The 13,919-nt window shown below is 52.4% G+C and carries 11 protein-coding genes; 8 read left to right on the top strand and 3 right to left on the bottom strand.

Annotated elements, in window-relative coordinates:
* The first annotated feature begins 64 nt into the window (after window positions 1–64).
* Window positions 65–877, top strand: a complete 813-nt coding sequence (locus JI741_RS02350) for an SDR family NAD(P)-dependent oxidoreductase (protein ID WP_202007014.1) — start codon at window positions 65–67, stop codon at window positions 875–877.
* Between the two features lie 433 nt (window positions 878–1,310).
* Window positions 1,311–2,186 (top strand): carboxylesterase family protein, encoded by an 876-nt coding sequence (locus tag JI741_RS02345; protein ID WP_202007013.1) that lies wholly within the window; start codon window positions 1,311–1,313, stop codon window positions 2,184–2,186.
* 126 nt (window positions 2,187–2,312) lie between these two features.
* Here JI741_RS02345 and JI741_RS02340 read toward each other — a convergent pair whose 3' ends face one another.
* From JI741_RS02340 to JI741_RS02330, 3 genes are all read right to left on the bottom strand, one after another.
* Complete coding sequence (locus JI741_RS02340) at window positions 2,313–3,164, bottom strand: helix-turn-helix domain-containing protein (RefSeq protein WP_202007011.1); 852 nt, start codon at window positions 3,162–3,164, stop codon at window positions 2,313–2,315.
* 69 nt (window positions 3,165–3,233) lie between these two features.
* Window positions 3,234–4,262: a PAS domain S-box protein gene (locus JI741_RS02335; protein WP_202007009.1), complete on the bottom strand. Its 1,029-nt coding sequence runs from the start codon at window positions 4,260–4,262 to the stop codon at window positions 3,234–3,236.
* A gap of 354 nt (window positions 4,263–4,616) precedes the next feature.
* Window positions 4,617–7,046 carry an ABC transporter permease gene (locus JI741_RS02330; RefSeq protein WP_202007007.1) on the bottom strand — a complete coding sequence of 810 codons (2,430 nt, stop codon included), beginning with the start codon at window positions 7,044–7,046 and terminating at the stop codon, window positions 4,617–4,619.
* 290 nt (window positions 7,047–7,336) lie between these two features.
* Here JI741_RS02330 and gnd point away from each other — a divergent pair, with 290 nt between their 5' ends.
* The 6 genes from gnd (at window position 7,337) to JI741_RS02300 (ending at window position 13,917) form a co-directional block, all read left to right on the top strand.
* Window positions 7,337–8,746, top strand: a complete 1,410-nt coding sequence (gnd, locus tag JI741_RS02325; protein ID WP_236675840.1) for an NADP-dependent phosphogluconate dehydrogenase — start codon at window positions 7,337–7,339, stop codon at window positions 8,744–8,746.
* Window positions 8,747–8,782: 36 nt separating this feature from the next.
* A complete protein-coding gene (gene zwf, locus JI741_RS02320) occupies window positions 8,783–10,309 on the top strand; it encodes a glucose-6-phosphate dehydrogenase (RefSeq protein WP_202007005.1) in 1,527 nt (508 codons plus the stop codon).
* Between the two features lie 8 nt (window positions 10,310–10,317).
* Window positions 10,318–11,043 (top strand): 6-phosphogluconolactonase, encoded by a 726-nt coding sequence (gene pgl, locus JI741_RS02315; protein ID WP_202007003.1) that lies wholly within the window; start codon window positions 10,318–10,320, stop codon window positions 11,041–11,043.
* A 140-nt stretch (window positions 11,044–11,183) separates the two neighbouring features.
* Entirely contained in the window at window positions 11,184–12,119 is a 936-nt protein-coding gene (gene bla, locus JI741_RS02310; protein ID WP_202007001.1) for a class A beta-lactamase, subclass A2, read from the top strand.
* A 38-nt stretch (window positions 12,120–12,157) separates the two neighbouring features.
* Window positions 12,158–12,784, top strand: a complete 627-nt coding sequence (locus JI741_RS02305) for a class I SAM-dependent DNA methyltransferase (RefSeq protein ID WP_202006999.1) — start codon at window positions 12,158–12,160, stop codon at window positions 12,782–12,784.
* Window positions 12,785–12,948: 164 nt separating this feature from the next.
* Window positions 12,949–13,917: a DUF4097 family beta strand repeat-containing protein gene (locus tag JI741_RS02300; protein WP_202006997.1), complete on the top strand. Its 969-nt coding sequence runs from the start codon at window positions 12,949–12,951 to the stop codon at window positions 13,915–13,917.
* Window positions 13,918–13,919: the final 2 nt, after the last annotated feature.

The following is a 13,919-nucleotide window of genomic DNA, read 5'->3' as shown; positions in this document are numbered from 1 at the left end:
TGATCGTTCCTTATTAACTAGATTTACGGAATAAATGTTCCGTAATTAATAAAACGTAGAAACTATGAAAAAAACTGTTTTTATCACCAGCACCGGGCTGGGAAAGCTCGCGGCGCTTCATTTTGCCAATGCTGGCTGGAACGTGGCAGCCACGCTGCGTTCGCCCGAAAAAGAGATTGAGCTTGGCAAGCACCCCAACATCCGTCTGTTCAAACTCGACGTAACGGATGCTCAGCAAACCGAAGCGGCAGTGGCTGCAGCGGTGGAAGCGTTTGGTACTATCGATGTGGTGGTGAACAATGCGGGCTTTGGATCGTATGGGGCGCTGGAGTTGGCCGAAGAATCGACCATCGACTGGCAGTATGCTGTGAATGTTCGCGGTCCCATCAATGTGATCCGTAAATTTCTGCCACACTTCAGAAGTAAGGGCGGAGGCATGTTCATCAACATCAGTTCGTTTATCGGTGTGACCTCGGCTATACCGGTGGGTTCGCTCTACACGATGTCGAAGTTTGCCCTGGAAGGATTGACAGAAGCCCTCTACTACGAACTTGAACCACTCAACATTGCGCTGCGACTCGTTGAACAAGGCGGCTCGCGCGACAACAATTTCCAGAACAACATCATCTGGAACACCAACCCCGCCATCACGGCCTACGACAACATCACCTCAAAAGTGAAAACCCTGTTCAACAACCTCGACCCCAAGGCACTTGATGATCCACAGGATATTGTGAATACCATCTATGCATTGGCCACAGGCGAAAGCAAAGCCTTCAGAACGCTGGTGGGCGACGCGGGAAAAAACCTGGTGGCCATGCGTCGCGAACTTCCGATAGAAGAATACCTTGAAAAGATTGCCGCCAATTTCCGGTAATAAGTTTCCCAGGAGAGCAGGGTAGGGTAGGCCCGAAGAAAATGTTTTCTTTGGGTGAACGCACCCGTGTTAATGGCAACAATAGGGAACGATGCAAAGCGTGTTGTATTGTAGAAGACAAAATTAAACACGATTTGAAGTGTACATAATCGCGTGTGGGCACGGCACGTTGTGGAGTGAGCAACCCAAGCCTGCACGCACGCGCTGAAAATGTGGGGAAATAAATTCCCGTTGAGCATCGCGATGAATTGGAATCTATTTACTGGCGTTTGTTTTCACGTGTTTCGCAAACGGGCTCAACGGGGAATGCAGGATGTTTAACGGTCTATATTTAACTCCACCTTGTATGCCGACATTCAAAGCGACGCGTGGGCATTTTATTTGATACTTTTGCGTCGTAATAAAAAATATCATTTATTAACCCATTTGTGTTATGAGAAATTTAGTGATGACAATGTTGACTTGCGGGGTAATACTTCTCGGGTGTTCAAAAGATCCGGTTGATAATCTTCTTTCAGAAGAACCAACCAAACCCGTCACGGAGACGCCATCCGACACGGCATCAGCCGAACGCGCCGCCACGACCGCTGCAGTTCACAAGGCCATGCCGCTGGGCTCGGACGCCGCTCCTTTTGGATATTATGTTTACACGCCCGCAGGCTACACAAAAACAGGCCCCACGTTTCCTGTGATTATTTTCCTTCACGGTTCAGGCGAGCAGGGCAATAGCAAAACCAATCCTGCCGATCTCGACAAAGTGCTGACGCATGGCCCGCCAAGCATGATCAAGAAAAAAACCTGGGCTCCTTCACATAAGATGATTGTGGTGTCGCCGCAGTGTCACGAAGGTTGGTGGGATCGCGATCATGTTCGTGCGTTCATCAAATACATCAGCGTAACCTATCGGGTAGATCCGAAGCGTATCTACCTCACGGGTCTTAGCATGGGTGGCTTCGGCACATTCGATCAATTGAATTCGTATGACGACAACCAGATTGCAGCCGCTGTGGCCATCGCCGGTAGCGGTGTGATGAACGCTACGTTCACCAAACGCATTTCGAAAGTGCCACTGTGGGTATTTCACGGTCAGGATGACCGCACAGTACTTCCCGATTTTTCGAAACAAATTGTTCCCGCCGTCAACGCGCTTAATCCAACCGTGAAAGCGAAACTCACGCTCTTCCCCGGCGTGGGACACAACAGCTGGACAATGACCTATTCCGGAAGCGGCATGGGCAAAGAGAATCCCTCGTATGATCCTTTCAAACAGGACATTTATACCTGGATGTATCAATTCACCAAGCCGTAAGAAGTTGGTGTAGGATGCTCTCTGAATGCATAAAGACACGAAGCCCTCACAAGAGGGCTTCGTTTTTTTTTGCAACGTCAGTATCTGTTTGAGTTGTAGTGCAAAGAATATCAATAGTGCACACGGTCAGACGCGAAGCAGCGCGTCTTTATAATCCTTCCTGAATTCGGTGGGCACAAGGCCCGTTTCTTTTGAGAACATCCGGTTGAAGTATGCGGGATCTTCATAGCCAAGGTCGAACGCAATTTCTTTTATGGAGTGGTCGGTGTAGATGAGCATGCGCTTGGCCTCCAGCAGAATTCGTTCCTTGATGAGATCGTGTGGCGACGTATTGCGAAAGCGGCTCACGCGTTGGTTCAGCGCTTTGGGTGTAATGTTGAGTAGCGCGGCATAGTCGGCTACCTGGTGTTGTTGTTTGTAGTGCGTTTCAATCAGCTGGCTGAATCGTCGCAGAAACTCGGCATCGGGTGTGTCAACGTGTGTAAATACATTCTGCTTCCACATGCGTGTGGCCTTGATGATCATTTCTTTCAGCAGGATGCGTAACATTTCTTCTACGCTGGTGTCGTCGCGTTGTACTTCTTCGGCCATCTCGAAAAATATGCGTTTGATGCCTTCGCCGTTGCTTTCGTTCAGAAAGATCACCGTAGCTTCATATACATTGTTGTAGAGTATGCCATTGCACGACACCTCGTCGTCGTGTCGTTGGATGCAATAGAAGTCCGTGTTAAAATAGACCAGCGCGCCCTGGCAATAGCCTTTGTCGGGAAATTGAAAGTATTGCGTGGCGCCGATAAAAAAGAGGGCGTCCTGTTGCACATGGTAGCCGTTGAAATCAATCTGTACGGACGAACCGGCCCGCAGATACAACACCTTGTTGTAGGCTTTCAGGTCCACCTGGAACCCCTGGAGTGTGGGCACGGAATCGAAACGGGCCAGACCAATTTTTCGTTGGCTAAATTCACGGAACAGGTGCATGCTGCAAAGGATGTATATCCTTAAGGTACGCAGCCTTTTTTGGACTTGGAAGAAACGCGCGCGTTTTGTTTAATTTTCGAATTGCTGGTGGTAAATGAAATTACCCAGTTCTTTACTGTACACGTCCAGGTCGTCAACACATTTTTTCAGGTGCAGCAGCGCCTGTTGCGATTGATCCGCGTCGAGGGCGTTGATGCGCAGCAGTTCCAGCAAACCCAGCATGGTGGCGATGGGGCTCCGGATGCGGTGTGAGGTCATGAACGAAATGCGTTCCAATGCCTCAATGTAGTCTGACTGCCGGATCTCGGCGGTTTTCATTTCGGTTACGTTGCGGCCGATGCTCATAAATTCCACGAGGTTGCCAAACGAATCGAAGATGCCTTTCACATACAACAACACCCATTGTTTCTGATGTGCTGCGTTTTCCACTTCAAACACATGCGACAATTCGGGATGTTCGGGTGTGAGAAGAAATAGTTTTTTCAGAAACCATTGCGGCACACCCTTCAGGGCAAATTCCATGATGTTGGTGCCCACCAGTTCGTCGGCCTTCTTGCCGGTGAAGCGCGAATAACTTTCGTTCACATAGATGCGGTCGCCGTTGGCCTTGAACATCGAGATGATGTCGGACTGATTTTCGACAAGGGCCCGATAGCGTGCTTCGTTCTCCCGCAATGCCTCCACGGAGGCGAACTTTTCTTCCTGTAGATTTTTCCGCGCGGTGATGTCGGCGCCCAGAAATAAATAGGCATCCACGTCCTGCGACCAGTGCACGGGAACGAAATGCGCGCTGAGCCAAACGGGCGAGCCGTCGATGGCGTGGCATTTCATTTCGCCCGACCATTTGTCGCCTTCCGACAGCGCGGGAAGAATGGTGTTGCGGATCACTTGTCCGTCGAAGAGGAAGTCCAGCTTTTCGATGGGCTTGCCAATGAGATATTTGTCGCTTGATTTGATAAGCTCGCAAAATTGTTTGTTGGCCCACACGATGTTGAATTGTTTGTCGAGCAACAGGAAACGGATGTTTGACACAATGGCGTCTACCATGGCATTCACAAACGTTTCGTCGTTGCTGATGTCTTTAAAATGGGGTATCATTTTTCTCGATAGTAGGGATAGTATAGAGTACGGCAATACAGAAACATCCGGCAGGGTGTCGGCAGCAGGGAACGTAGCATGGGGGTTGGCCTTAGAAGTTCAGACCGGGAATGGGCACCGTGTGGGGATCGCTTTGAAGCGTCTTGTGCCGGGCAAAATCACCGGGAGGCAATGGAGTAGTGTGGCGTTTCATATCAGGGGTAGGTTTCTTATAGCTTACCAACGGTTTGCTACCCGAAAAGTGCCGTGACAGATTTCCCTTCTGCTTGTACTTTTGATCCTTTTTCAAAAACAAAAAAAACACTGCGTCCCTTCGATGGCGGAGAAACGCAGTGCAATCGAAACCGTTGGTTGTTATTCGTTCCGGAGGGCGTCTGCCGGATTGCGCAAGGCTGCCCGCAGCGACTCAAAACTCACTGTGAGCCATGCCACCGACAACGCAATGAGTGCTCCAGCGATGAAGACAAAAACGCTAAGCGGCGTTTTGTAGGCAAAGCCTTCCAGCCATTTGTCGATGGCATACCACGCCACGGGAACGGCCAGCACAATGGCGATGCACACCGGCTTCATAAATTCCGACGACATGAGCGTCACGATCTGCTGCACCGACGCGCCCATGACCTTGCGCACGCCAATCTCTTTCACCCTGCGTTCGGCCACATACGACGACAGTCCATACAACCCCAGGCAGCAGAGCATGAACGCTACCACGGTGAAGGTAGTGATGATGGTGGATGCTTTTTGATCCTGGGTGTATTGTTGCTGCAGGCTTTGGTCGAGGAAAGAGTATTCAAACGGTGCGTCGCTCACAATCTTGTTCCAGTCTGCTTTCAGGCCTTCTATGGTTTTGGCGAAGGATTCTGTGCGCACATCCAGCACAACGTTGCTGAAGCTTTCACCCTGACCCAGTGAAGGTGCCATGAAGAAGGCCGGCGAGATGGGGTCGTGTAGCGATGTGCGATGAAAGTCCTGCATCACGCCCACAATCTCAAGCGACACCGGTGTTCCGTCGGCGTTCTTAAAAAAGCTTTGTTCCACCCGTTGCCCGATGGCCTGGGTTGGTGTGAAGCCCAACGCCTTGGCCGAGGCCTCGTTGATGATGATCTTTCCCTGGTCGCCTGCCAGATTGGGGGAGAGAGGGCGACCGGCCGTGAGCCGGATGTTGAGCACGTCATTGAGATCGTGGGCCACGTTGTTCATGAAATGTCCCACGCCTTCTTCGCGTGTTTTGCCGGGCCGGAACAATACAATGTCGTTCCAGTATTGTCCCGGCAAATAGTCGGCACCCGATAATTTTTTCACGGCCGGTTGCTGTTGAAAAGCTTGCTTCAGGGTGGCGTATGCCTTGCGGGCTGCGTCTGTGCGAAGGGGCACAATAACTTTCGCTTTCGCATCGAAGCCCAGTTCTTTTTCGCGGATGTAGGAAAGTTGCTGCGACACCATGATCATGCCGCAGACCAACACGATGGCTACTGAAAATTGAAAGACCACCAGCCCCTTGCGCAAGCTGCCCGATGACCCGACGGCCATCTTGTTTTTCAGCACGACGGCGGGCGAAAATGAGGTGAGGTAAAACGCAGGATAACTTCCCGCCAGCAGCCCGGTCAGCAACGTGATGGCCAGCAAGGTGAACAGGAACGAAAGCGACGGCATGGTTTGCAACGAGATGGATTTTCCAACCAGCGTGTTGAACCCGGGCAGGGTAATTTCCAGAATGATCAGACTGATGATCACCGCGACCACAACCACCAGCATGGCTTCGGCCAGGAGTTGGCGGATGAGCACGCCACGGAAGGCTCCCATCACTTTGCGAACGCCGATTTCTGTGGCGCGTCGTGTGGCGCGCGCGGTGGTGAGGTTGATGAAGTTGATGCAGGCAATGAGCAGGATGAACGTGGCAATGGCACCCACAATGTAGAGGTAGACAATGCGTGGATTTTTGTCGACCGACGATCGCAGGTAAATATCTTTCACGGGCTCCAGCGTGAGTGTCTTGGTGAACCCAAATGTTTTCATGGCTTCGGCACCGTGACGCGCCAGCACGTCGTTCATTTTTTTCTCTACGGCTTGCACGTCGCTTCCACCGGTGAGCTTGATGTAGGAGGGAACAAAATTTTGGCCTGCCCATTCGCCAGAGGTCCGGATAAATTCAGTCCATCCACCGGAGCTTGTCAGGGAGATAAAGAAGTTTGCCTGGATGTGGCTGTGGTCGAGGTCTTTCACCACGCCGGTGATTTTGTAGTCGCCGCCGGGGCCACCTTGGTTGATAGCGATGACACGGTCGAGGGCCGATGCGTCGCCAAAGAGTTTGTGTGCCAGGGTGGTGGTGATTACCACGGTGTTGGGATTTGACAAGGCCTGCACGGGAGTGCCTTCCACAAAGGAAAACGAAAAGAAATCGAACAATGTGGAGTCGGCCATGTAGCCGTTGGGTTCATAGAAGGTTTTGTCTTCGAAACGCACCAGGTTTTCCGACACGCCGGGCGCGCTCACGAGGCGCAGGGCGGCGGTCACTTCGGGAAGCTCGTCGGCCATGGCCTGGGCTAACGGGGGTGAGCAAACGGCCAGGTCTTCCGATTGTGTGTCGCGTGCCATGTGTGTGACCACGCGATAGAGGGAGTTGAGCTGTGGGTGCTGGGCATCGTAGCGCACTTCGTCTTCGATGTAGAGCACCAGCAGGAGGCAACACGCCACACCCAGCGCGAGACCAAGGATAGTGATGAGCGAGTAGGTCTTGTTGCGCCGCAGATTCCGGATGGCGAGTATAAAATGGTTTTTCAGCATAAGGGCAAGGTTAAGCAAACGACCTGTTCCAATTATGAGGCCAGGAAAATTCCGTCACGGGAGCCTGGAAACAAAGGTCTTCAATTTGAACGTGACCAGTAGCGGACGACTGTTGTTCGGAAAACGAATGCGTGTAAGGGTGGCTGTCCCCGGAAGGCGTCTATCTGTCTACGTAGTTTGACCACTCCGCCGAAGGCATTAAAGCTTTGCTTAATATAATTTAAGCCCGATATTGTACCGCTTTCTGAAAAGCGTTTATACGATCATTAAAACACTCATTCGAAAAAACAATGCAAGGCAATTACATTTTAGGCATGGTGGGTTTGGGAACGATGGGCCGCAACCTGCTCTTGAACATGGCCGATCACGGCTTCAAAGTAGCCGGCTACGATAAAGACGCCTCCAAAGTAGACCTTCTCGGGAAGGAAACTGTGAAAGGCGAAGTGAAAGGATTTTCGGCCCTGCCCGAGTTCATCCAAAACCTGCAAAAACCCCGTGCCGTGATGTTGCTGGTGCCCGCCGGCAAAATTGTGGACGCCGCCATTGCCGACATCGCGCCCCTGCTCGACGCAGGCGACCTCATCATCGACGGAGGCAACTCCCACTTCACCGACACCAACCGTCGCGCAGAAGAGCTGAAGGCCAAAGGGCTTCACTTCTTCGGCATGGGCGTTTCGGGTGGCGAAGAAGGCGCGCGCAAAGGACCCAGCATGATGCCCGGTGGCGACCCCGGTGCCTACAAAGTGGTGCAACCGATTTTTGAAGCCATCGCCGCCAAAGTGAAGGGCGACCCCTGTGTGACCTACATCGGTCCCGGATCGTCGGGCCACTTTGTGAAGATGGTGCACAACGGCATCGAGTATGGCCTGATGCAACTTATTGCCGAGACCTACGAAGTGATGCAAAAAGGCCTGGGCCTTTCACCCACTCAAATGCATGACGCCTTCAAACAATGGAACGAAGGGCGCCTGCAATCTTTCCTCATCGAAATCACACGCGACATTTTTGCGTTCCGCGAGCCAGGTGCCGACCACCTCTTGCTGGAAGATATAAAAGACGAAGCCCGTTCGAAGGGAACCGGCAAGTGGACATCGCAGGTGGCTATGGATCTGCAACTGCCCATCCCCACCATCGACACAGCGGTGTCGATGCGCGATCTCTCCAAATACAAAACCGCGCGTGTAGCGGCTTCGGCGCTCTATCCGGGCACACAGAAAATCACAGGCGATTCGGCGAAGCTGCTTTCTTCGCTCGAAGATGCGCTGTACTTCAGCACCGTCATCGCCTATGCACAAGGCATGCACTTGCTGGCGCAGGCGTCGAAAGAATTTGGCTACGCGTTGAAGATGGATCAGATCGCGCTCATCTGGCGGGGTGGGTGCATCATTCGCTCCACGTTCCTGGAAGACATTTACCAGGCCTACAAAAAAGATACGGCCCTGGAACACCTGTTGCTGGACGGTGGCATTGCCGCCAAGGTGAACGGTGCGGTGGCGGGTATGCGTAGCGTTGTGTCTGCGGCGACCACTTCGGGCATCGCCATTCCGGCCTACACGGCATCGCTCAGCTACTTCGATGCGTTCCGCAGCGCCCGCATGCCATCCAACCTCATCCAGGCACAACGCGACTATTTTGGGGCGCACACCTATGAACGAAATGGCAAGGAAGGCGTGTTTCATACCCAGTGGTTCAAAAAATAGGATAACCACAGACTTAACCCAATCAACAACATCGAGATGAGTGAATTAGAAGATTCCGCCAAAGCCCACCCCACCATATTTTTTATTTTCGGGGGCACCGGCGACCTGACCTCGCGCAAGCTGATCCCTGCGCTCTTTAATCTTTTCCTGGACGGATGGATGCCCGAACACATGGCCATAGTAGCCATGGGCCGGACCAACTTCACCGACGAGAAATTCCGTGAAGAGCTGCTGAAAGACATCAACCAGTTTTCGCGTCGTGGCAAAGCAGACCAGGCGCAGTGGGACAAGTTTTCCAAACATGTATATTTCCAGGTGTCGGACATCAACCAGTCCAGCACCTATGTGGAGCAAGCCGAGCGCATTCAGAAATTTACGGCGGAAGCCGGCACTGCGCCGAACGTTATTTATTACCTGGCCGTGGCCCCGCGTTTTTTCGGAGCCATCACCGAAAACCTGGCCAAACACAAACTGGCCATCGACGCCGAGCGCACGCGCATTGTGATCGAGAAGCCGTTTGGTCACGACCTGCAGTCGGCCAAGGAACTGAACAAACAACTGTGTAGCATCTTTTCGGAGCGACAGATCTATCGCATCGATCATTACCTGGGCAAAGAAACGGTTCAGAACATTCTGGCCTTCCGTTTTGCCAACTCCATTTTCGAACCCGTGTGGAACCGGAACAACATCGAACACATTCAGATTTCGGTGACGGAACAACTGGGCATGGGCAACCGCGGCGGCTACTATGACGAAGCCGGTGCAATGCGCGACATGATTCAGAACCACATCCTGCAGTTGCTTTGCCTCATTGCCATGGAGCCTCCCGTGAGCTTCAAAGCCGATGAAGTGCGAAACCGCAAAGTGGACGTGCTGAACTCGATCCGGAAATTTACACCGGAAGACATCAAGAAAAATACCGTGCGCGGCCAGTATAGCAAGGGTTGGATTGAAGGCAAGGAAGTGCCGGGCTATCGCGAAGAAAACGGCGTGAATCCGGAATCTAACACCGAAACTTTTGCAGCCATAAAATTCTTTGTCGACAACTGGCGCTGGCACGGTGTGCCGTTTTACCTGCGCACCGGCAAGCGCATGCATCAGTCGTCGTCGGTCATCACCATTCAGTTCAAAGACGTGCCTCACCTCATCTTCCCTTCGGAAGCGGTGGAAAGCTGGCAACAGAACAGGCTCATCATCAGCATACAGCCCGAGATGAGTGTGCGTTTGCAGGTGCAGGCCAAACGTCCCGGATTGGAAATGACGCTGAACCCCGTAGATATGTTATTTGACTACAACGGTACGTATACAGGCGACACACCCGAAGCCTATGAAACACTGTTGCTCGACACCATGATTGGCGACCAAACACTCTTTATGCGTGGCGACCAGGTGGAAGCGGCATGGGAACTGCTGATGCCGATCCTCAACACATGGGCCGGCAAAAAGAGCCTGAGCTTTCCCAACTATTCGGCCGACTCGTGGGGACCTGAAACCGCCGAAGCGCTCATTGCCCAGGATGGTTTTCATTGGTTCACGCTGCCGCTGAAGAATACAAAAAAATAGGCGACACGATGAAGATGCACATCAGCAAAACCCAGGAAGAGGTTATTGTGGCGTTGGCCGACTTCATGGTGAACGAAGCAAACCAATCGATCGCCAAACACGGTAGATTTTCCGTGGTGCTGTCGGGTGGGAGTTCGCCCAAAAAACTTTTCGAAACACTGGCCAGCCCGGGCTATCGCGAACGCATTGCGTGGCCCCAGTGGTTTTTCTTTTTTGGCGACGAGCGCTATGTTCCGGCCACGCATGCCGACAGCAACTATCGCATGGCCAAAGAAACGTTGCTCGATCCCATGAACATCACGCCGGGGCAAGTTTTCAGGATGAACACCGACCTCACGCCACCAGAAGCAGCATCGGCTTATGAAACAGACCTGCTGGCTTACTTTGGCGACAAGCCGGTTCGCTTCGACCTGATCTTGCTGGGGCTTGGCGACGATGCCCACACCGCATCACTTTTTCCGCACACCCCGGTATTGCACGAAAAGGAAGCGCTGGTGAAAGAAGTGTTTGTGCCCAAAGTGAGTGCCTTCCGCATCACGCTCACCACCCGCAGCATCAACTGCGCAGCAAACGTGGCGTTTCTTACGTTCGGCGCATCCAAAGCCAGCGCGGTGCATCATGTGCTGAAAGGCGTCCGGAACATCGAAGAATATCCGGCACAACTGATTAAACCGGAAGATGGAACACTTCATTGGTTTATCGACGAAGCGGCCGCAGCGCAGATTGAAAATTGACAATTGAAAGCATGACATAGGAAGGCTGTCTCCGTTTTGTGGGCAGCCTTTTTTTTGCCTGGTCTTTTATTACTTCTCCAGAGGGATTAGATAAACTTGTAGCCAGAATATCCGTACACAAAAATGACGTCGTTAACCCTATGATAAAAGAAGACATGAACGCCTTACGTCACAAGCTGAAAACTATAGTGGCCATGGCCGTTGTTTCGATGGTTTGCCTGCAGCCCGCCGTGGCACAAAACAATGCGATGTTAAGGACTTCCCTGGCGGAAATTGCAGCGACACTCAAAGCAGACGTTGGGGTGGCAATTCTTGATCTGGAGCGCGGCGACACGGTGATGTTGAATGGCCATCAGCACTTTCCCATGCAGAGTGTTTACAAATTTCCGTTGGCGCTGATGGTGCTTCGCCAGGTAGACCAGGGCAAGCTTTCGCTCGATAAAAAAATAAAGCTCCGGAAAGAAGACCTCTTGCCAAACACATGGAGTCCGCTAGCGAAAAAATATCCGGAGGGCAATGTGGAGGTGACGCTTCGCGAAATTTTGAGCTACACGGTTTCGCAAAGCGACAACAATGGTTGCGACGTACTGTTCCGGTTGATGGGCGGCACGGCCAACGTGCACGACTATGTGCATAGCCTGGGCGTGACCGAAATTGCCATTGCCGCCACCGAAGAAGAAATGCATCGGTCGTGGCCCGTGCAGTTCACCAACTGGTGTGAGCCGGTGGCCATGGCGCAGTTGTTGAAACAGTTTGACCGGGGAAACATTTTGTCTATGGCCAGCCGTGATTTTCTTTGGAAGATTATGGTGGAGACCACCACCGGCCCCAAGAAACTTAAGGGCCTGTTGCCCGCTGGCACCGTGGTGGCACACAAAACCGGCATGGGCGACTATAGCGACGACGGCGTGCTGGGTGCGCAAAACGATGCAGGCATTATCGTGTTGCCCAACGGAAAACGCATCGCCATTGCCGTATTCATTTCGAACACGCGGGAGACCGACAACGAAAAAATTGAACTCGTCATCGCGCGATTGTCGAAGGCGACCTATGATCACTTCAATACAAAACGTTAATTTTTTTTTTAGGTAGTAGTTAAGACAATATCAACCCTATGAATACACAAGAAGCCTACAACCTCTGGGCATCACAATACGACAGCAATCAAAACAAGACACGCGATCTCGAGGGGAAAGTGCTTCAGACAATTCTGTCTGAAGTTCCCTTTGAAGATTGTCTCGAAATTGGTTGTGGCACAGGCAAGAACACGGAGTGGCTGGCAACAAAAGCCAAGCACCTCACGTCGGCCGATCTTTCGGAAAACATGTTGGAAAAAGCACGGGCCAAAATAACATCCAACCGCGTGCGCTTTGTGCAAGCCGACATCACCAAGCCGTGGACGTTTGGCAAAGGCGACTATGACCTGGTCACGTTCAGCCTCGTGCTGGAACACATCGAACATCTGGTGCCCATCTTTGAAGAAGTGGCCTCGGCCCTCACACGTGGTGGCCATGCGTATGTGGGCGAGCTTCATCCGTTCAAACAGTATTCAGGAACCAAGGCGCGGTTCGAAACGGAGAGCGGCACGCAGGTGGTGGAGTGCTTCAATCACAACATTTCCGACTTCATCGGCGCAGCCCGGCGCTGTGGTCTCAACCTGATCCAACTTGAGGAGCATTTTGACGACAACAACCGGAACGAAATCCCCCGGATATTGACCTTGCTTTTTCAGAAGGCCTGATGTTTGGTAATGAAAGAAGTGACCGCATACGAACAGTGTTGTCCGCAATTCTGAACATGGGGTACCACGCATGCCCTAAATTGGGTTGGACGGCCTCATTTTTTGAATGGCATAACGATTGACTATCGACACGGGAAGTACTCACCAAAAACACATTACCCACTATGAAAGCATTTACGCTGGTTGTGTTGTCCCTGGTATCGCTGGCGGTTTGCCGGGCACAGGACAACGAATACTCATTCAAAGAATCGTTCGACGTTTCCTCGCCGGCCCAACTCACCATCTCTTCGTCCGATGGCAACATCGATGTGCTGCCCTCGTCGGGAAGCAAGATCGAAGTGTTTTATGTGGTGAAGAAAGGCAACAAGGTTCTCAAGATCTCGAAAGACGAGCTGCGAAAAGAACTTACCCTCGACGTGAACGCCACAGCCTCGGGCGTGAGCATTAACGTGGAGTATCCGCCCACCACGTGGACGTTTGGCATGAACGAACGCATGCGCGTGAATTTTCGTGTATTGGTGCCGTTGCGCACGGCTTGCGACCTCCGTTCGTCGGATGGCAACATTGTGCTGAACGGCGTCACGGGCGATCAGAAGCTGAAGACCAGCGATGGCAACATTCACGTGGCCACCGTGAAAGGCGACCTGTATGGAAAGACCTCCGATGGCAACGTGCACGTGAAAAATGTGGACGGTTCGGTTGATCTGAAAACCAGCGACGGCAATATTGAACTGGACCATATCACGGGCACCACCGTTGCGGCGGGCACCAGCGATGGCAACATCCGCATCACCAAAGTGACTGGTGATATTTCGGTGAGCACGTCCGACGGCGACATCGCCTTCCAGGATGTTTCGGGTTCATTCAACGGCTCCACGTCCGACGGCAACGTGCGGGGTAACATACTGGACCTCAAGAAGAACCTCACCGTGCGCACCAGCGACGGCAACATCGACATCACCATCCCCGGCAACATCGGCCTCGACCTTGACGTGAAGGGCGAATCGCTCGATGTGCCCCTGACCAATTTCTCCGGAACATCCAACGAAAAGAAGATTCGCGGCAAAGCCAACGGTGGCGGTATTGCCGTTTCCCTCTCGTCGAATGGCGGCGTTAGCCTCGGCTATCGTTAACG

It is taken from the genome of Chryseolinea lacunae, from assembly GCF_016735595.1.
Classification (GTDB): domain Bacteria; phylum Bacteroidota; class Bacteroidia; order Cytophagales; family Cyclobacteriaceae; genus Chryseolinea; species Chryseolinea lacunae.
The sequence above is the reverse complement of the archived record's forward strand: the minus strand, read 5'-3'. Positions and strand labels throughout refer to the sequence as shown.

What these genes read in the sequence shown, in the direction of transcription:
- JI741_RS02350 (WP_202007014.1), top strand. Translation starts at nt 65, where the DNA reads ATGAAAAAAACTGTTTTTATCACCAGCACCGGGCTGGGAAAGCTCGCG.
- JI741_RS02345 (WP_202007013.1), top strand. Translation starts at nt 1,311, where the DNA reads ATGAGAAATTTAGTGATGACAATGTTGACTTGCGGGGTAATACTTCTC.
- JI741_RS02340 (WP_202007011.1), bottom strand. Translation starts at nt 3,164, where the DNA reads ATGCACCTGTTCCGTGAATTTAGCCAACGAAAAATTGGTCTGGCCCGT.
- JI741_RS02335 (WP_202007009.1), bottom strand. Translation starts at nt 4,262, where the DNA reads ATGATACCCCATTTTAAAGACATCAGCAACGACGAAACGTTTGTGAAT.
- JI741_RS02330 (WP_202007007.1), bottom strand. Translation starts at nt 7,046, where the DNA reads ATGCTGAAAAACCATTTTATACTCGCCATCCGGAATCTGCGGCGCAAC.
- gnd (WP_236675840.1), top strand. Translation starts at nt 7,337, where the DNA reads ATGCAAGGCAATTACATTTTAGGCATGGTGGGTTTGGGAACGATGGGC.
- zwf (WP_202007005.1), top strand. Translation starts at nt 8,783, where the DNA reads ATGAGTGAATTAGAAGATTCCGCCAAAGCCCACCCCACCATATTTTTT.
- pgl (WP_202007003.1), top strand. Translation starts at nt 10,318, where the DNA reads ATGAAGATGCACATCAGCAAAACCCAGGAAGAGGTTATTGTGGCGTTG.
- bla (WP_202007001.1), top strand. Translation starts at nt 11,184, where the DNA reads ATGATAAAAGAAGACATGAACGCCTTACGTCACAAGCTGAAAACTATA.
- JI741_RS02305 (WP_202006999.1), top strand. Translation starts at nt 12,158, where the DNA reads ATGAATACACAAGAAGCCTACAACCTCTGGGCATCACAATACGACAGC.
- JI741_RS02300 (WP_202006997.1), top strand. Translation starts at nt 12,949, where the DNA reads ATGAAAGCATTTACGCTGGTTGTGTTGTCCCTGGTATCGCTGGCGGTT.